The sequence below is a fragment of the Citrobacter sp. U14242 genome (assembly GCF_046555775.1).
In the GTDB taxonomy this organism is placed as follows: domain Bacteria; phylum Pseudomonadota; class Gammaproteobacteria; order Enterobacterales; family Enterobacteriaceae; genus Citrobacter.
Window position 1 is genome coordinate 174,404 of sequence record NZ_JBKGLW010000006.1, and the last position, 17,711, is coordinate 192,114.

General features: G+C 48.9%; 19 protein-coding genes and 2 pseudogenes. 12 read left to right on the forward strand and 9 right to left on the reverse strand.

Going from position 1 to position 17,711, the window contains the following annotated elements; genetic code table 11:
• The first annotated feature begins 3 nt into the window (after positions 1–3).
• Entirely contained in the window at positions 4–1,548 is a 1,545-nt protein-coding gene (gene tyrR, locus ACLJXE_RS11930; RefSeq protein ID WP_199973940.1) for a transcriptional regulator TyrR, read from the forward strand.
• Between the two features lie 56 nt (positions 1,549–1,604).
• Here tyrR and tpx read toward each other — a convergent pair whose 3' ends face one another.
• A complete protein-coding gene (gene tpx, locus ACLJXE_RS11935) occupies positions 1,605–2,111 on the reverse strand; it encodes a thiol peroxidase (RefSeq protein WP_040230898.1) in 507 nt (168 codons plus the stop codon).
• A gap of 115 nt (positions 2,112–2,226) precedes the next feature.
• Between tpx and ycjG the strand changes: the two genes are divergently transcribed.
• Positions 2,227–3,213, forward strand: coding sequence for an L-Ala-D/L-Glu epimerase (ycjG, locus tag ACLJXE_RS11940; protein ID WP_286628761.1), 987 nt, complete (start codon positions 2,227–2,229; stop codon positions 3,211–3,213).
• Here the strand turns inward: ycjG and mpaA are convergent.
• On the reverse strand, positions 3,188–3,895 hold the full coding sequence (mpaA, locus tag ACLJXE_RS11945; protein ID WP_005126515.1) for a murein tripeptide amidase MpaA: 708 nt from the start codon (positions 3,893–3,895) through the stop codon (positions 3,188–3,190). The two genes, ycjG and mpaA, sit on opposite strands and share 26 nt — an antisense overlap.
• Positions 3,896–4,079: 184 nt before the next feature.
• On the opposite strand from mpaA, the gene mppA reads away from it, so the two are divergent.
• Complete coding sequence (gene mppA, locus ACLJXE_RS11950; protein ID WP_286628763.1) at positions 4,080–5,693, forward strand: murein tripeptide ABC transporter substrate-binding protein MppA; 1,614 nt, start codon at positions 4,080–4,082, stop codon at positions 5,691–5,693.
• A 1,209-nt stretch (positions 5,694–6,902) separates the two neighbouring features.
• On the opposite strand, the pseudogene ACLJXE_RS11955 reads toward mppA, so the two are convergent.
• Positions 6,903–7,013: pseudogene (locus ACLJXE_RS11955) on the reverse strand (SOS response-associated peptidase); the annotation flags it as partial.
• A 275-nt stretch (positions 7,014–7,288) separates the two neighbouring features.
• Here ACLJXE_RS11955 and ACLJXE_RS11960 point away from each other — a divergent pair.
• A complete protein-coding gene (locus tag ACLJXE_RS11960; protein ID WP_410750943.1) occupies positions 7,289–7,870 on the forward strand; it encodes a YrbL family protein in 582 nt (193 codons plus the stop codon).
• A gap of 130 nt (positions 7,871–8,000) precedes the next feature.
• On the opposite strand, the gene ACLJXE_RS11965 is transcribed toward ACLJXE_RS11960, so the two are convergent.
• Positions 8,001–8,564, reverse strand: a complete 564-nt coding sequence (locus tag ACLJXE_RS11965; RefSeq protein WP_410750944.1) for a MarR family winged helix-turn-helix transcriptional regulator — start codon at positions 8,562–8,564, stop codon at positions 8,001–8,003.
• Between the two features lie 115 nt (positions 8,565–8,679).
• Here ACLJXE_RS11965 and ACLJXE_RS11970 point away from each other — a divergent pair, with 115 nt between their 5' ends.
• Both ACLJXE_RS11970 and ACLJXE_RS11975 read left to right on the forward strand, forming a co-directional pair.
• Complete coding sequence (locus ACLJXE_RS11970) at positions 8,680–8,910, forward strand: glutaredoxin family protein (RefSeq protein WP_410750945.1); 231 nt, start codon at positions 8,680–8,682, stop codon at positions 8,908–8,910.
• Positions 8,911–8,916: 6 nt separating this feature from the next.
• The gene (locus tag ACLJXE_RS11975) at positions 8,917–9,249 is read left to right on the forward strand and encodes a Rho-binding antiterminator (RefSeq protein WP_410750946.1); all 333 of its coding nucleotides are present in this window, start codon (positions 8,917–8,919) and stop codon (positions 9,247–9,249) included.
• A gap of 28 nt (positions 9,250–9,277) precedes the next feature.
• Here ACLJXE_RS11975 and ACLJXE_RS11980 read toward each other — a convergent pair whose 3' ends face one another.
• A complete protein-coding gene (locus ACLJXE_RS11980; RefSeq protein ID WP_410750947.1) occupies positions 9,278–10,048 on the reverse strand; it encodes a DeoR/GlpR family DNA-binding transcription regulator in 771 nt (256 codons plus the stop codon).
• Positions 10,049–10,167: 119 nt separating this feature from the next.
• Between ACLJXE_RS11980 and ACLJXE_RS11985 the strand changes: the two genes are divergently transcribed.
• The 4 genes and pseudogenes from ACLJXE_RS11985 (at position 10,168) to ACLJXE_RS12000 (ending at position 12,912) form a co-directional block, all read left to right on the forward strand.
• Entirely contained in the window at positions 10,168–10,551 is a 384-nt protein-coding gene (locus tag ACLJXE_RS11985) for a VOC family protein (RefSeq protein WP_410750948.1), read from the forward strand.
• A gap of 195 nt (positions 10,552–10,746) precedes the next feature.
• Positions 10,747–11,304 (forward strand): annotated as a pseudogene (locus ACLJXE_RS11990) (carboxymuconolactone decarboxylase family protein); the annotation flags it as partial.
• 105 nt (positions 11,305–11,409) lie between these two features.
• Positions 11,410–11,817: a cupin domain-containing protein gene (locus ACLJXE_RS11995; RefSeq protein ID WP_410751034.1), complete on the forward strand. Its 408-nt coding sequence runs from the start codon at positions 11,410–11,412 to the stop codon at positions 11,815–11,817.
• Positions 11,818–11,859: 42 nt separating this feature from the next.
• The gene (locus ACLJXE_RS12000) at positions 11,860–12,912 is read left to right on the forward strand and encodes an NAD(P)-dependent alcohol dehydrogenase (RefSeq protein WP_410750949.1); all 1,053 of its coding nucleotides are present in this window, start codon (positions 11,860–11,862) and stop codon (positions 12,910–12,912) included.
• A gap of 37 nt (positions 12,913–12,949) precedes the next feature.
• Here the strand turns inward: ACLJXE_RS12000 and ACLJXE_RS12005 are convergent, their stop codons facing one another.
• The gene (locus ACLJXE_RS12005) at positions 12,950–13,981 is read right to left on the reverse strand and encodes a mechanosensitive ion channel family protein (protein ID WP_410750950.1); all 1,032 of its coding nucleotides are present in this window, start codon (positions 13,979–13,981) and stop codon (positions 12,950–12,952) included.
• Between the two features lie 245 nt (positions 13,982–14,226).
• On the opposite strand from ACLJXE_RS12005, the gene ACLJXE_RS12010 reads away from it, so the two are divergent.
• Entirely contained in the window at positions 14,227–14,487 is a 261-nt protein-coding gene (locus tag ACLJXE_RS12010; protein WP_048211538.1) for a DUF2534 family protein, read from the forward strand.
• Positions 14,488–14,534: 47 nt separating this feature from the next.
• Here the strand turns inward: ACLJXE_RS12010 and uspE are convergent, their stop codons facing one another.
• Positions 14,535–15,485, reverse strand: a complete 951-nt coding sequence (uspE, locus tag ACLJXE_RS12015; RefSeq protein ID WP_410750951.1) for a universal stress protein UspE — start codon at positions 15,483–15,485, stop codon at positions 14,535–14,537.
• A 278-nt stretch (positions 15,486–15,763) separates the two neighbouring features.
• Between uspE and ACLJXE_RS12020 the strand changes: the two genes are divergently transcribed.
• Entirely contained in the window at positions 15,764–15,886 is a 123-nt protein-coding gene (locus ACLJXE_RS12020) for a hypothetical protein (protein WP_410750952.1), read from the forward strand.
• 228 nt (positions 15,887–16,114) lie between these two features.
• On the opposite strand, the gene fnr is transcribed toward ACLJXE_RS12020, so the two are convergent.
• Both fnr and ogt read right to left on the reverse strand, forming a co-directional pair.
• The gene (gene fnr, locus ACLJXE_RS12025; protein ID WP_003020397.1) at positions 16,115–16,867 is read right to left on the reverse strand and encodes a fumarate/nitrate reduction transcriptional regulator Fnr; all 753 of its coding nucleotides are present in this window, start codon (positions 16,865–16,867) and stop codon (positions 16,115–16,117) included.
• A gap of 194 nt (positions 16,868–17,061) precedes the next feature.
• The gene (gene ogt / locus ACLJXE_RS12030) at positions 17,062–17,577 is read right to left on the reverse strand and encodes a methylated-DNA--[protein]-cysteine S-methyltransferase (RefSeq protein ID WP_410750953.1); all 516 of its coding nucleotides are present in this window, start codon (positions 17,575–17,577) and stop codon (positions 17,062–17,064) included.
• Positions 17,578–17,711: the final 134 nt, after the last annotated feature.

Genomic DNA, 17,711 nt, shown 5'->3' on the forward strand with positions numbered 1-17,711 from the left:
CCTATGCGTTTGGAAGTCTTTTGTGAAGACCGTCTTGGTCTGACCCGCGAATTGCTCGATTTACTGGTGCTGAGAAGCATTGATTTACGCGGTATCGAGATTGACCCCATCGGGCGAATTTATCTTAATTTTGCGGAACTGGAGTTCACTAACTTCAGCAGCCTGATGGCCGAAATCCGCCGTATCGCAGGGGTAACGGACGTCCGTACCGTGCCCTGGATGCCTTCCGAACGCGAACATCTGGCGCTTAGCGCATTGCTTGAAGCATTGCCTGAACCCGTTCTTTCTCTGGATATGAAAAGTAAAGTGGAGATGGCAAACCCGGCAAGTTGCCAGCTTTTTGCCCACCCCCAGGAGCGGATGCGCAACCACACGGCTGCACAGCTCATCAATGGGTTTAACTTCCAGCGCTGGCTGGAAAGTAATCCGCAGGATTCCCATAGTGAACATGTTGTGATTAACGGGCAAAACTTCCTGATGGAGATTACGCCAGTCCATTTGCAGGGTGAAAACCAGGAGCAGATGCTAACCGGTGCCGTAGTGATGTTACGTTCTACCCTCCGCATGGGTCGTCAATTGCAAAACATGACCACCCAGGATCTGAGCGCATTCAGCCAGATTATTGCCGTCAGCGCCAAAATGAAACACGTTGTTGAACAGGCGCGCAAGCTGGCGACGCTGAGTGCGCCGCTGCTGATCACCGGGAATACCGGTACGGGCAAAGATCTCTTTGCGCATGCCTGCCATCTGGCGAGCCCACGTGCGTCAAAACCCTATCTGGCGTTGAACTGCGCGTCTATTCCTGAAGATGCGGTAGAAAGCGAACTGTTTGGTCACGCACCGGAAGGTAAAAAAGGTTTTTTTGAGCAGGCGAATGGCGGTTCCGTGCTGTTGGATGAGATTGGCGAAATGTCGCCGCGCATGCAGACGAAATTGCTGCGCTTCCTCAATGACGGGACGTTCCGTCGTGTGGGGGAAGATCATGAAGTTCATGTTGATGTTCGCGTAATCTGCGCGACGCAAAAGAACCTGGTGGAACTGGTGCAGAAAGGTCTTTTCCGCGAGGACCTCTATTATCGTCTGAATGTCCTGACGCTTAATCTGCCGCCGCTACGCGATTGCCCACAAGATATTATGCCGCTCACCGAGTTGTTTGTGGCGCGTTTTGCCGACGAACAGGGTGTACCTCGTCCGAAGTTGTCTGCCGATCTCAGCACGGTGCTAACCCGCTACGGCTGGCCGGGTAATGTGCGTCAGCTTAAAAATGCTATCTATCGGGCGTTAACTCAGCTTGAAGGCTATGAACTGCGTCCGCAGGATATTTTATTGCCGGATTATGATGCAGCGACCGTTGCCGTCGGAGAAGAGGTGATGGAAGGGTCACTGGATGAAATCACCAGCCGCTTTGAACGTTCCGTGTTGACGCAGCTTTATATGAATTATCCCAGCACGCGTAAATTGGCCAAACGCCTGGGGGTTTCGCATACCGCGATTGCCAATAAGTTACGCGAGTATGGTCTGAGTCAGCAGAAAAAAAGCGAAGAGTAATGATGCAAATAAAAATGCCTCCAACTGGCTGGAGGCATTTTTGTATTCAGGGCAACTTAGGCTTTCAGCACGGCCAACGCTGCATCATAGTCAGGCTCGTTGGTAATCTCATTTACCAGTTGGCTGAACACGATGTTGTCATTTTCGTCGATAACGACAACGGCACGAGCAGCCAGACCTTTCAGCGGACCTTCGGCAATTTCAACGCCGTAGTTTTTCAGGAATTCTGCGTTACGCAGGGTGGACAGCGTGATAACGTTGCTCAGACCTTCCGCGCCGCAAAAACGAGAGTGGGCGAATGGCAGGTCGGCTGAAATACACAGTACAACGGTGTTGTCGATTTCTGTCGCCAGTTGGTTAAACTTACGTACCGATGCCGCGCACACGCCAGTATCAATACTTGGGAAAATATTCAGCACTTTGCGCTTGCCTGCGAACTGGCCCAGCGTAACGTCAGACAGGTCTTTAGCCACAAGGGTAAAAGCCTGAGCTTTGCTTCCAGCCTGAGGAATGGAGCCGGCGACTGCAACCGGGTTGCCCTGGAAATGAACGGTTTGTGACATGGTTATCTTCCTGTTTACATATAGTTAACGTCAAGGCTAGTTTATGCCATCAGCAGTTAACACGGCAAACGCTATTTGCGGATATCCGCTTCAGGGACTGCATTAAGGAAAACAAATGAGATCAGTTAAGGTGTATGAGGAAGCCTGGCCGCTACACACTCCCTTTGTTATTGCCCGTGGGAGCAGGACCGAAGCGCATGTGGTGGTGGTTGAACTGGAAGAGAATGGTGTAAAAGGGACTGGAGAATGTACGCCTTATCCTCGCTATGGCGAAAGCGATGCGTCGGTACTGGCTCAAATTATGAGTGTTGTGCCACAACTGGAACACGGTTTGACGCGTGAAGCGCTGCAGGCATTGCTGCCCGCGGGGGCGGCGCGTAATGCCGTTGACTGTGCGCTTTGGGATCTCAATGCACGTCAGCAACAACAGTCTCTGGCCGACTACGTTGGTACTGAACTGGATGCAACAGTAACGACCGCGCAAACCGTCGTGATAGGCACGCCGGAGCAAATGGCAGCGAGTGCGACTGCGCTCTGGGATAACGGCGCCCGATTGCTGAAAGTCAAACTGGATGCACACTTAATCAGTGAAAGGATGGTTGCGATCCGGGAGGCTGTGCCTGAGGCGACAATCATTGTCGATGCTAATGAGTCCTGGCGTGCTGAAGGGCTGGCCGCACGCTGTCAGTTAATGGCGGATTTAGGCGTTGCGATGCTGGAGCAGCCTCTGCCGGCTCATGATGATGCCGCGCTGGAGAATTTCGTGCATCCGCTGCCTATCTGTGCAGATGAAAGCTGCCATACCCGAAGTAGTCTGAAAGCGCTGCACGGCCGCTATGAAATGGTGAATATTAAACTTGATAAGACAGGCGGACTGACGGAGGCGCTGGCGCTGGCGGCAGAAGCCCGCGAGCAGGGATTTGCGTTGATGCTCGGATGTATGTTGTGTACATCCAGGGCGATCGGCGCTGCATTGCCGCTTACGCCACAGGTCAGCTTTGCCGATCTGGATGGCCCAACCTGGCTGGCCCGAGATGCAGAACCTGCGTTGCATTTTACAACCGGGCAGCTTCATCTCAAGGATGCCAGCGCAAAAGGTTAGACATTGCCAGCAGATATTTTTCGCTCGCTTCATCCGATGAAATGGGCGGAAATTCTGCAGTAATGCAATGCAGGTTTAGATCGGCGCACCAGCTACCAAAAGAACCTGGCGTTTCATAACCGACGCTGGTTACCAGCGGCAATTCGAACGACTGCGCCAGCCACGCGCCTAATTCGCTGTGTCTGGGATCTTCAATACAGGCCAGCGGGTCGTGAAAAGAAACTACCCATGCAGGATGAATGTGGTGAATAAGTTGGCATAGTGCCTGGGTCTCGGGCTCTGATCCCGGATGATCGCCGGTCAATAACACCACATCACGCTCTTCTGCGCTGCTGTTCCAACGATATACCGTTTCGCCAGATTTCCAGTTTGCAGCCGGAAAGTTACGGTTAAGATCAACGCCGTTTGCATTTGCACGCAGACCCAACTGGCAACCGTCAGGGTTAACGGCCAGCACTACATGATGACGACGCAGGGAAGGGTTCAGCGTACGTAAGGCACAGGACAGGGTGACGACTGATGAGTTTTCATCACCGTGAGTCCCCGCCAGTATCAAACCGCTTTCACGATCGGCTGCCAGCGCCGGGAACCAGATTAGCGGGGCGCCCAATAGTGAACGTCCGTAATGTTCAGTTCCTGGCGGAAATGCGCCACGCTCGGCACGGGGACGGGTAACGGTCATAATCATCTCTGAATGCATGAATTGTTACTCGCAGTGTTGTGCAAAATGTATGGATAATCAAATCGTTTTCACACACTTATCTTTTCAGGTGTAATATCACTTTCCTGTTGGAAGTTAATTGCATTTCCTGCTGGCGATACAAATAATGACTCATTCACTTAGTGGCCAGAATTGAGGGTATTTTATGAGGCATTCTGTTTCAGTAACCTGTTGTGCGCTGTTGGTTAGCAGCATTTCTTTATCTTATGCTGCGGATGTTCCCAGCGGGACGGTACTGGCAGAAAAGCAAGAACTGGTGCGTCATATAAAAGATGAGCCAGCGTCACTCGATCCGGCAAAAGCCGTTGGGCTTCCAGAAATTCAGGTTATTCGCGATTTATTCGAAGGGCTGGTCAACCAGAATGACAAGGGTGAGATCATTCCTGGTGTTGCCACACAGTGGAAGAGTAATGATAACCGCATCTGGACGTTTACGTTGCGCGATAATGCTCAATGGGCCGATGGTACGCCGGTAACAGCACAGGATTTTGTCTACAGTTGGCAGCGTCTGGTGGACCCGAAAACACTATCGCCTTTTGCCTGGTTTGCCGCGCTTGCGGGGATCAACAATGCCCAGGCGATCATCGATGGCAAAGCCGCGCCCGATAAGTTGGGTGTCAGCGCGGTGGATGCGCATACCTTCAAAGTGCAGTTGGACAAACCGCTACCCTGGTTTGCCAACCTGACAGCGAGCTTTGCGTTTTATCCCGTCCAAAAAGCCAATGTCGAAAGCGGTAAAGAGTGGACGAAGCCAGGCAACCTTATCGGTAACGGTGCCTATGTGCTGAAAGACCGTGTGGTTAATGAGAAACTGGAAGTTGTGCCGAACACACATTATTGGGACAACGGCAAAACAGTGCTGCAAAAAGTGACTTTCCTGCCGATTAACCAGGAATCTGCCGCGACCAAACGCTATCTTGCTGGCGATATTGATATTACTGAGTCCTTCCCGAAAAATATGTATCAGAAGCTATTGAAGGATATTCCTGGCCAGGTTTATACGCCGCCGCAGCTTGGTACCTATTACTATGCGTTTAACACGCAAAAAGGACCGACTGCCGATTCACGCGTGCGTCTGGCGCTCAGTATGACTATCGATCGCCGTCTGATGGCGGAGAAAGTATTGGGGACTGGAGAAAAACCCGCATGGCATTTTACGCCTGATGTGACGGCTGGATTTATCCCGGAACCTTCTCCGTTTGAACAAATGAGTCAGGAAGAGCTTAACGCTCAGGCGAAAACGCTGCTGCGTGCGGCCGGTTATGGTCCTCAGAAACCACTGAAATTGACGTTGTTGTATAACACGTCTGAAAATCATCAGAAGATTGCTATTGCTGTGGCTTCCATGTGGAAGAAAAATCTTGGTGTGGATGTGAAATTACAGAACCAGGAATGGAAAACGTACATTGATAGCCGTAATACCGGTAATTTTGATGTGATCCGCGCATCCTGGGTAGGAGATTACAACGAGCCATCCACATTCCTGTCGTTATTAACCTCGACCCATACGGGAAATATTTCCCGCTTTAACAATCCGGCATACGATAAAGTGTTGACTCAGGCGACGCTGGAAAATACAGAGAAAGCACGGAACGCTGATTATAACGCAGCAGAAAAGATCCTGATGGAACAGGCGCCTATTGCGCCGATTTATCAGTACACCAACGGGCGTTTAATTAAACCGTGGCTGAAGGGGTATCCGATTACCAACCCGGAAGATGTGGCATACAGTCGCACTATGTATATTGTTAAACACTAGTTGCGTATGTTCTCCTGTTAACCTTCGTTAACCACTTCAAAAACCAGAACTGGCGCTGACTTCAGCGCCAGCATCTCCGGATAACCAGTATTAACCTCATTAGCAGCAACATGTCATATTTGAAGGAAAAAGAGATCGTGCCGCCCAGGCGATAGCATTTAAGATACGTCAACTGATGAACAAAGTATTCGAAAATGCCATGGTGCGTAGTCCTGAAATGGATGATGATTGTCATCATTGCAATAAATCAACGCTTGTTAATATTATGTCATGTGTTTATGCCTGTGGTTAGACTTCAGTCTAATTAAGTCACTATTGGTATCTGGTCGGGTTATCAGATTGTGATTGCGGTTATTTGCAGGTGTGAAAAATAATATGGATTGCATGTGGGTTAGAATTAATTTTATTGGCACTGCGCAAGAGATTTCTACTATCTACAGTGGCGCCATTGTCTGTTGAATAAACGGGTTTCTCTCCGGAGAAGCCTTATGTAATAGGCATTGTAGCTTAACCGGACCCCAGTTATCGTAACGTTAGTATCTGTGCCAGACATATACCCAAACCAGCCTCTTCTCTGGGGGGGTATTTCCTGGTGTTTCAGGGGCCTGCATTATATTGCTAAACAGCAGGGAAAAACTGTATATTTCGCATGGTTGACATGCTCTGACTTGTAAGTGCAGTTACTCGCTTATAAACAAAGGATTATGGATGTTTTTGATTACTATCTGTTACGCGTTTTTTGTTTTGTGTCTTTTTGCAACATTGTATGTCTTGATGACATATGAACAACCGGGAAAATTGCATAACTGGGAAATTATAGTATTAATATTTATTTCTACATTCTGGCTTCCTGAACTGATTATTCTGGTTGTCTCTTTTGCGCTTCTGGGACCAATGCTTTTGGGGATCAGTCATCTTCGCCGGCAGAGTGTTTCCGCCTGAATCATCGGTACCTTAACCTTACCTTGTACAAACGATGCCCGGCATCTAAACGATAAATTAGGGTCGTGCAGGAGATCCAATTTTAATTGTCCGGGTGTCGTTTCCTGGCGCACGACGGCGAGAATGCAGGTAACGATTATAGTCGTGAATTAGTATGAAATATATCCATAGAGACTTTTCCTTGCCGTGTTTCATCTGGTTATCTGACGCAATTTAGTTTGGTTCTCTGATTTTTATATTCTTGCCTGTATGTGTTACGACCTGTCATATCAATTTTGCTGCTGGCACGAAACCATCGTCTGCAATCTCCTCGACTTCTTTCCCTTCAACATCCGGCCTCATCCATTCGCGTGCGGCCTCTGGCGGCAGCCCCATAGGTCACGGTAAATGACGCTCAGTTGAATACCTTCCTCTGTTTACCTTCGTTAACAACATCAAAAAATAAAGCTCCTCCAACAGTATCTCCAGACGTTCAATCTGCTGCTCATCCCACTGTTACTTTGCTTCAGTGCGTCACAACAAACGTTGTTTATTGGGTGAATTTGCAATCTGTTTAACAACTATTGAAATAGATAGATACACAATATTTTTTGGCTGAGGCAACTCTTCGTTGAGGCAACTCCATTTCACGTAGGGTAAAAATAAAAAACATTATGAAGCAAGTACTTATATTGAAAGATGAAGACTTACTGGCACGAGGTAACGATCGCTACGTCTTCCAGCATCCACAGGATTGTAAACTGCTGGTTAAAATCGTGATTCCAGGCATCGCGAAGTATAAAAGCAAGCTACGTGAGGTCTACCGGGACATCAAAGAATGTAAGTTGAGTCACCAAACCGACGCATTTTATATGCAAAAAATTGAAGGATTGGTTGAAACAAATAAAGGAATAGGACAACTCACTGTGAAGGAGTGTGATGAGCATGGTCACATTGCTCAAACTCTTTATCAGCTTGCTCTGAACAAAGAACTTGATGCCAGCAAATTGCAGAAGTTGAATGTTTTTTTAGCGTGGTTTGTCAGTACCGGTGTCATTATTAACTCCCTACATTGTAAAAACATCGTCTACGCCTGGGATGTCGCGCGCCAGGAATATTGCTTTAAAGTCATTGATGGTTTTGGTGACAAAACGTTTTTTCAGCTCAGTAAGTTTTCAGCGGCAATACGCGATAAGAATAAAATCAAATGCCTCAAGCGGATGCTAAGGGATCTGAACCACCTGCAACATACGTAATCCGCAGAAATGTAGACGATATGGCGTCGGAACTCGGTTACCATGATATCGACGCGTCAAATGCCTGGCGCGAGTGGTTATCCTGGAAAGCGGCAACCCGACCACATTGAAGACACTAAATCAGAGAAGATTAGACGTCCGGGGGCTGATGCTCCCGACAAATTAACGTCGAGTCATCCTCGCTCAGCGGTTCTTTCGTTAAATCACAAAAACCTCGACCATTTACTTTTTGGTGGAACCGGCAGCTCTGGCAAAGACCAAATCCCGGCACATTACTGGTGCGCTGAATGTCTCGCAGCAGTTCGAAAAGTAGCTCCTTGAGTAAACCCGCGCGTTCACCCATCGCAGATTCTCCCGTTACCAAAAATGAGGGGGGAAGTAGGGCATCCAGCAGATTTTTGGCCGACTCGGTGAGCTGCAGATGAACGCTACGCTTATCCCTGTCATCCTGCGTTCGTACCACCAGTCCTTTTGATTCCAACAACTTTAGCGATTGTGACACCGTTCCTTTGGTGAGGCCGAGGTAGTCCGTCACGGCGAGAGGCGTATTGGAGTAGCGATTACAGCGTGCGAGATACATCAACGCACTGAGCTGTACTGGCTGAAGATCCGCCAGTAAAGGATGCTGGCGAAACCACATCCGCGTCAGACCAGACAGCCTGTCCAGTACGTCAAAAAGCGACATGTCATGCATAACAAAATCCTCCTCGACATATAGTATCGACTAAAAACTATATTGACAAAGCATAAAACTGGCGTAGCATCAATTATAGTATCGAATCGATACTATAATTCAAAGGAGATATATCATGACCAAAGCCCGTTTTTATCATGCTGGTTGCCCGGTTTGCGTTTCCGCAGAAGAAACACTGCTGCAGCATCTGTCCCGCGATGTGGAAATCGACGTTATTCATTTGGGAGAACAACCTGATCGCGTTGCAGAGGCGGAGCGAATCGGAGTGAAGTCTGTTCCTGCACTGGTGATCGACGGCAATGTGTTGCATATCAACTTTGGCGCACCTATTGAAGCGCTGAAATAGTGTCGCATGTTCGGGAAGTCGCGTGAGCTATTTCCCGAACTGGCGTGGACGTTGGAAAGGGGGGCATTTATGTGTGCTGCAGAAAAGTACCATCCCGTAGATTGCGATCTGCATGACTATCTGGAGATTGCCTGTCTTTATCACTATTTGCTGCGCATTGAACTGACTACTGGGGAACACTTTGATGCCAGGGCTGTGACGACATGTACCACAGCAGACAAAGAGGAATTCTTGCTTGTGGAGTGCCATGAACACCATCACAGAATTCGCCTGGACTATCTGTCAGCCATTACCCCATTGACGGCTGGTGCTACTTTTAGCACCGTGATATTCCGTTGAATCTGTAAGTAAAAAGACTGCGCTACCGTTATACGGTGTAAATGCGGATGTCATGCGCCTGAAAAGCGGTGCCGTACTGTTTGCTGATGTTTTCCTCCACGACAATGACATCAATATTACTGCTGGCAGTGACAACATAACGTGCGACGGCAGGGATCTTATCCGCAGTCAGTGCGACGATAGTTTCGTTACACTGCTTAATTACCGCTTTTTTAAACTCACAATCGGCGTAATCAAATCCGGTTAGTCCGGACTCCGGTGCCATTGCACAACCACCAATAAAACCTTGATCAAATAAAATATCCTGTACCTGGGCAATGGCTGTCGGACCCACGCACCCACCGGACGATCGCTGCACGGGCCCACCTAACATGATGACCTCGAATAGCGGTTTTTTCAGCAGTACGGCGGCAATATCAGGTGAATTTGTCACGACGGTTAATGCCAGCTCAGCGGGAAGGGCTTCAGCCATTGCCAGGTTGGTTGTTCCTGTGTCGATAAAAATACAGCTACCGGATTTTACTAGCCGGGCGCATTTTTGCGCGATGCTGTTCTTTTTCGCTGCATTAATATTCTTGCGTACTGCGATGTCAGCTGACTCTGGTAGTGAAATGACAGCTCCGCCATAGACTTTCTTGCAAACACCTTCTTTGCACAACTCATGTAAATCACGGCGGATCGTATGTTCTGACACCCCCAAGCGGGCGGCCAGCTCCGTACAGATCACTCTGCCGTTTTCCTGCAGGATCTGATAGATAAGCGCCTGGCGTTGATCCGGGAATGCTGCGTAATCGAGCATGAGAACTCCATAAAAATAAACATCGAGCAATAACGTGCATAATCGTGCATTATAATGCAGGATGTCAATATCCCTTAGCGGGAGCGTACCGTTCAGAATAAAACGATGAGAGGATCGCGATGAAAATTGCACACATGGCGTTATGGACCCGGGATCTTGAGCGACAAGCCCGGTTCTGGGTGTCGCTTTTTGATGGTGTGATAAACGAAAAATACTGCAGCAAAACCAATCCCGGGTTTGAATCTTATTTTGTCAACATTGGTGAGGACATTGCGATTGAGTTAATGACCAAACCGGGACTGACCCACCCTGTACCTGACAATAACACTTCAGGGTGGGTGCATCTTGCTATCTCTGTCGGTGGTACGGGGCATGTTGACGCTCTGGCGATACGCGCAAAAGAGCAGGGCATTCTGGTCTCCGGACCACGAACCACCGGTGACGGGTATTACGAGGCCGTAATTCAGGACCCCGACGGTAATTTAATCGAGATTGTAGCGTAATACGTAGATTCTGCCGGATGACAAAGTTGCCCGCGCAGGATCTGTAGTGGATAGTGCGCTGGCAGCGCTATTCATGACTTGTCCTCATAGGTTTGTCCTTATTTAACCCTCTAATCGTCGATACGCTGAGCCTCTATAATTTTGTCGTTTTCAGCATCCGGCGGCAGAGACTGTCGCCTGTCCGGAGAATCGAACATGTCAAATCATTTGAATGCCAGACAGCTGGCAGTCGTCCCCATTGCAGCTTTCACCGCAACAGGACAGATAGATAAGCTGGAGGCCGCGCTTAATGCAGGGTTAGATGCAGGGCTAACGCTGAATGAAGTGAAAGAGATTTTACAGCAGCTTTACGCTTACTGTGGTTTTCCCCGCAGTCTGAATGGCCTGTCGTGCTTGATGTCGGTAGTGAATGGCCGTAAAGAAAACGGGATTGTGGATCCAGAAGGGAACTCCGCTACGCCGCAACCCGCTGACTGGAACAGCCTGCTGGCGGGAAGCCAAACGCAAACCCAACTGGTTGGACAGCCGGTTAGCGGCCCGTTATTTGATTTTGCTCCTGCCATTGATACCTGGCTTAAAGCGCATCTGTTTGGCGATATTTTTCAGCGTGATGTGCTGGACTGGCCGACCCGTGAACTGGCAACCGTCTCTGCGTTAGCCGTACTGGGCGGCGTGAACAGCCAACTGAAAAGTCACTTCGCGATCAGCCTGAATGTTGGGTTCCGCCCTGAGCAACTTATCGAGTTTATTACGCTACTTGAGCAGCACTGTGGTGCTGAGATTGCGGAAAATGCCCGTACAGTTCTTGATGAATGTGTTTCAGGAATACAGTCAGTTAATACCCCTGCAGGCGTCACGATGAACAAACAATTTGATGGCAACAGCATTTTTCCCCGGGGAGAGAAAAATGAAGCCTATGCAAAGTATTTCACCGGGACCAGTTATCTGACCATGCTTTCAATGGAAGGCGTGGTGATTGGTAACGTGGCATTTGAACCTGGCTGCCGTAATTTTTGGCATATTCATCATCAGGGCGGTCAAATCCTGCTGGTGACTGGCGGCAGAGGCTGGTACCAGGCGTGGAATCAACCCGCGCGAGAACTGAAAACGGGGGATGTGGTTCATATTCCGGCGGGCATGAAACACTGGCACGGTGCTGCTCGTGATAGTTGGTTTGCCCATATTGCGGTAGAAATCCCGGCAGCAGGCGCATCGAATGAATGGCTGGAGCCGGTCGCTGACGCCGAGTACAACCTGTTGCCCTGAGCTATGCTGGTTGAGGTGCACTTTATCCCTGAGGAGATCTGAATGGTCATGAATGTGAAGGGTTATGCCGCGCTGGCGGTGAAAGAAGATCTGGTCCCGCACAGTTTTGTTCGCCGGGATCCGCGTGAAGATGATGTCGTCATTGAAATATTATTCAGTGGGGTGTGTCACTCCGACATCCACAGTGCCTACAATGACTGGGGCGGCGCTACATATCCGATGGTACCCGGCCACGAAATAATAGGCCGTGTAGTGCATGTTGGGAAATCGGTAACAAAATTCGCGGTCGGCGATCTTGCCGGCGTGGGGTGTATGGTTGATTCATGTCAGCACTGTAGCGCCTGCGAGCAGGGTCTTGAGCAATATTGCGAAGAGGGGAACACCCTTACGTATAACGACACGGACCGTCATGATGGCCTGCCGACTTTCGGTGGCTATTCTGACAAGATTGTCGTGACCGAGAAATTCGTCGTGAGGGTGCCGGAAGGCATCGACTTACGTGGCGCTGCACCGTTGTTGTGCGCCGGTATCACCACATGGTCGCCGTTACGTCACTGGCAGGTTGGACCGGGGAGTAAAGTCGCTGTTGTTGGATTGGGTGGGCTGGGACACATGGCGATCAAGCTTGCTAAAGCATTGGGGGCTGAAGTTACGTTGTTCACGCGGTCGCCAGGCAAAGAAGCTGATGCCAGACGCCTGGGAGCCAGTCATGTTGTGCTTTCAACAGACAGCGAGCAGATGAAAACCGCAGCGAATCAGTTTGACCTGATTATTGATACTGTTCCATACGTACATGATCTGAACCCGTATATTCCAACGCTGGCGCTGAGCGGAACGTTGGTGCTGGTTGGGTATCTGGGGCCGTTGGATCCGTTCCTGAACACGGTTCCGTTGATCCTCGGTAGAAGATCCGTTGCGGGTTCGGTCATTGGGGGGATTGCGGAAACTCAGGAGATGATGGATTTCTGCGGTCAGCATGGCATTACTGCCGATGTTGAGGTTATCAATATTCAGGATATTAATACCGCGTGGCAACGGATGTTGAAAAGCGATGTGAAATACCGCTTTGTCATTGATATCGCGTCACTGAAATAAATGCAAAAAGACGCGGATATCCGCGTCTTGGTTTTGGTTAGTGGGCAGAAGGTTGTGCCTCGGTGTTATCCATATACAACGTCTGACTGGGGAACGCAAAGTCAGCACCGTTTTCCTGAACTATTGTAATAATTTTCAGGTACACATCTTGCTGTACAGCAAGCCACTCCTGCCACACGGTGGTTTTCGTGAAGCAATACACCATGATATTCAGCGATGAATCGGCAAACTCATTAAAATAGACCAGCAGGGTTTGCTTTTGATCTATTCCGGGATGATTTTGCAGCATTTTTCTGACCGACTCGACAACTGCGCCAATTTTATCAGCATCTTCATAACGTAACCCGATCACCGTTTTGATTCGTCGATTACTCATCCGTCCCGGGTTTTCTACACTTATGGAAGAGAAAATTGAGTTCGGCACATATAACGGACGGTGGTCGAAGGTATTTATTTTGGTCATTCTCCAGCCAATTTCAGTCACCGTACCTTCGATATTTCGGTCCGGGGAGCGGATCCAGTCACCGATGCTAAACGGTCTGTCAAAGTAGAGCATAATGCCAGAGAAAAAATTACTCAGGATATCTTTACCTGCCATACCGACAGCGATACCGCCGATGCCGCCGAACGTTAACAGCCCTGACAAGCTCATGCCGAAATGCTCGCCGTACAGCAAGATGATGGCGACGACGATCGTAATCTTTATGATGCGCGACATGATCCTCGCACTGGTGATATCTCTGCCCTTGTTAATCTGCGTTTTTTCAAACTGGTTGATGACCAGAAAGAGTTTTATCGTCAGGATCAACGCAATCAATGAGGTACAGATAAAGTCGACCACGCTTGGGGAGATAAATTTCAGCTTATAACTCTCGATGACGTTATTCGCAATAGTGCCAAACGTACCAATGATAATGGCATAAACAAAAAACTGTGCTGCATGGAATATGAATCCTTTGCAGTGTTTTTCACTACGATGAAACCAGACGCTCATCAGGACTAACGCTGCACAGCTGCTGAGAATTACCGTTAAATTAAACGCATTATTTATAAACAGTTCAGCGATCATGATTCTCCCAGGTAACTTCGTGTTAGCTAAATATCATCTGACATCCTTCATCAGCGGATATTTTACCCAGTTCAGGCTGTCAGATCATTAATCAAAAGGAGAGAGAAATAATACAATCAGCGTTATTTTCAGGCGAAGAGTGCGCATGTCAAGTCTGAGTGTGGTGTATGTAGCAGACAGTAAGTTGATGTCATGGTATTGTTGCTGCAAAGTAACACGGTTTTCATCTGCAAAAGGACGGTACTATGATCATGGCTAAGTTGAAGACAGCGAAGGGACGGAAGTTTCTGTTATGTCTGCTTGGGGTATTCATCATTGCGGCATCGGTTGTGACGCGCGCGACAATTGGTGGCGTCATTGAACAGTATGACATTCCGCTTTCCGACTGGACAGCCTCGATGTATGCCATTCAATCCGCAATGATTTGCGTCTACAGTATGGTTTTTACCATTTTGCTGGCTATTCCGCTCGGTATCTATTTCCTCGGAGGCGAGGAAAAGCACTAAGTACATGTCATGCCGGATGACATCGCCATCCGGCATTTGCTACAGGATTAATCGTCTTCTTCGTCGTCCAGTTCAACCGGGGTCTGGTACTGATCTGGTTTGATAACCAGCAGGTCGCAACGCAGATGGTCGATAACCTGTTCTGCAGTATTCCCCAGAAACGCAGCTGATATGCCGGTGCGCCCAACGGTGCCGAGTACCACGATACCCGCCTGTAAATGCTCAGCTAAATCCGGGATGACCTCTTCAGGCAATCCTTTTTCAACGTGCGTAACTTTTTCATCAATACTGAATTTTTGGCGTAATGCCTTCATGGCCAGCAGATGTTGTCCACGGATGGCGTCGTTGTACACGCTGGGATCAAATTCAGGTAGCTCAATCGCAATGTTAATAGGCGTTACAGGATAGGCGCCCACCAGATGTACTTCGGTATGGTTAACCTGTTCTGCGAGCTGCAATGTTTCCTTGACCAGTTTTTCGTTGAGTGCATTGTGATATGCCTCTTCACTGGCGAGGTTCACCGCTACCAGCGCTTTACCACCTTCCGGCCACGGCTGATCTTTGACCATCCACACCGGGCTTGGACATTTACGCAATAAATGCCAGTCGGTTGGTGTGAAAATCACGGCTTCAAGGCGGTCGTGTTGGTGTGCCATTTTGAGCACCAGGTCATGCTTAGCGCTGATAACTTCCTGGATGATGGCTTCGAAGGGACGGTTGTGCCAGACCACTTTAATATCAAGCGGGATCCCTGCTTCGATATAGTATTTCGCTTGCTCACGTATCCATGCTGTTCGCTGGCTGATGACCCCCTGACGCATTGCCGTACGTTCGTCCGGCGACAGCAGGGTGGTCATCTCGTAGGAAAAGTCATAGATCGGCAAAAAGGCTTTAATGTTGCCACCAATCCGTTGATGCAAATAAACAGCTCGCCGTAATGCTGGTTGATCGTCCTGGTTTGGATCGATGACTACCAGCATGTTTTGATACATAGCCATACAGGGTCTCCTTACAACTGTCACCGCAGTTTGTATTTAAAAGAGTAACCCAATAATGTGGATTGAAACAGGGGAGAACCTCTTACCAGATCAATAAACTGGGGAAATCTCCAGCTTTTCCCCACATCCCGCTCAATTTAAACCATTTTCCGTTGTTTCTATTGTGCTTGCGCGCTACACGGAAAAAGTTTGGGTGTGTGGACGTTTCAACTGCCCGGATAACGGGTTGACCTCTGTTGATGCGGGTGAGGTAGCCTGGGATACCCGGCGCGATAAAGATGCTCACCCAAATACGTTTTCCTGCGCCTGTCACCGTTGCTATTGGTGTGCTGACTTCTGCTATCCTGCGCCATTATCCCCCGGTTGATAATATTGGACAATTTATAGAAGTAAACGCCTGACCATGGAATTGTCTGGTTATTTAACTGAATCACCTCAGAGGTTTTTTATGCTACCAGGCAGGAAAGCGTGTTTAACCGTAGTTATTGTGACAGCATTAATGATGGGGATATTTATATTGAGTACGCTTTGAGTATTTATCTTTTAATTATGCTCAGAGCAGAAGTGCCTTCTGCCAAACCATTAAATTGGGGTAATTTAGCAATTTGACAGAAGGTTAACTGAGAAGGTTACGCAACGTTACGCGTGTGGCCAGCAAGGACGGCCAGCGCGTCGCTATTCTCAATAGTGATATATTTACCTTTCACCGCCAGCATACCGCTTTTCTGGAAGCGACCGAGCAGGCGGCTGATGGTTTCAACCGTCAGGCCGAGGTAATTACCGATATCACCACGGGTCATTGTCAGACGGAACTCGCGTGGAGAGAAGCCGCGCTGGGCAAAACGGCGGGACAGATTGTAGATAAAGGCCGCCAGGCGCTCTTCAGCATTTTTCTTCGACAACAGCAGGATCATGTCCTGGTCGCCTTTGATTTCGCCACTCATCAGGCGCATCATCTGTTGACGCAGGTTTGGCATTTTACCGGACAGGTCATCCAGGGTTTCGAAAGGAATTTCGCATACCATTGATGTTTCCAGCGCCTGGGCAAAGCTTGGGTGATGACCGCTGCCAATCGCGTCAAAACCAACCAGGTCGCCCGCCAGGTGGAAACCGGTGATTTGCTCATCGCCTTGTTCGGTAATGGTATAGCTTTTAATCGTTCCGGAACGGATAGCATAGAGTGACTTAAGTTCGTCACCTGCTTTAAAGAGCGTCTGCCCCTTTTGGATAGGCTTTTTGCGCTCGATGATGTTATCGAGCTGGTCAAGCTCATGCTCGTTAAGTGTGAACGGGATGCAAAGCTGGCTGATGCTGCAATCCTGGCAATGGATAGCACAACCGCCAGACTGAATGCGCCGTATAATTCGCTTTTCCGGGATCATAGGTCTGCTCAAGCCGTAATTGATATTTGTCAATTTTAACATCTTTTTGGGGAGCACGTAAGCCTGAGCTACTCCCAATAGAGAATAATTCAGGCATAAGCGAGTTGAATGTTTGTATCTATATGATTAACCGCACTTTATTTGTGGGCGTATTGTGTGGAAGTGTGATGAATAAGGCATTAATTGCCTGGATTCTAGAGTAACAGATAGCCTTCATGGCGCAATAACCACTCTTTTCGCTGCACGCCACCCGCATATCCCGTCATTGTGCCATTCCGTCCAATCACGCGGTGGCACGGGACGACGATGCTGACAGGATTGGAACCATTAGCCGCGCCAACGGCTCTGGCGGCACCGGGGCGCCCCAACTGTTCAGCCAGTTGTCCATAATGCATGACCTGCCCGCAAGGTATAGTACGCAACGCTTTCCAGACCTCGCGCTGGAAAGGGGTTCCCGCTGTTGCGGTTTCAAGCGTGTCTATAATGCTGAGATTTCCCGCAAAATACTCTGCCAGCTTATCGCTTAGCCCTCCGGGGTTTTTGGCAGCAATACGCTGATAACCCTCAGAACGATAATGAATATCCAGCAATTGCTCCATACGAGCGCGATGTTGATCCCATTCAACCGCACGCAGGCGAAATTGCTCATCGCAAATTACCCACAACGGGCCAAGGGGCGTTGCAATGATGTCTTCAAGTAAGTTCAGCATCCGTTTCTCTCATTACAGGCGGGGTTACACATTATCATGTCAGTGATAGTCGCATCTATACCCCTAAAAACGGATCTTAACTTGTGGGGGTAACGGAATGTCGAACGGTGCGTTATTGGAAATAACCGTAAACC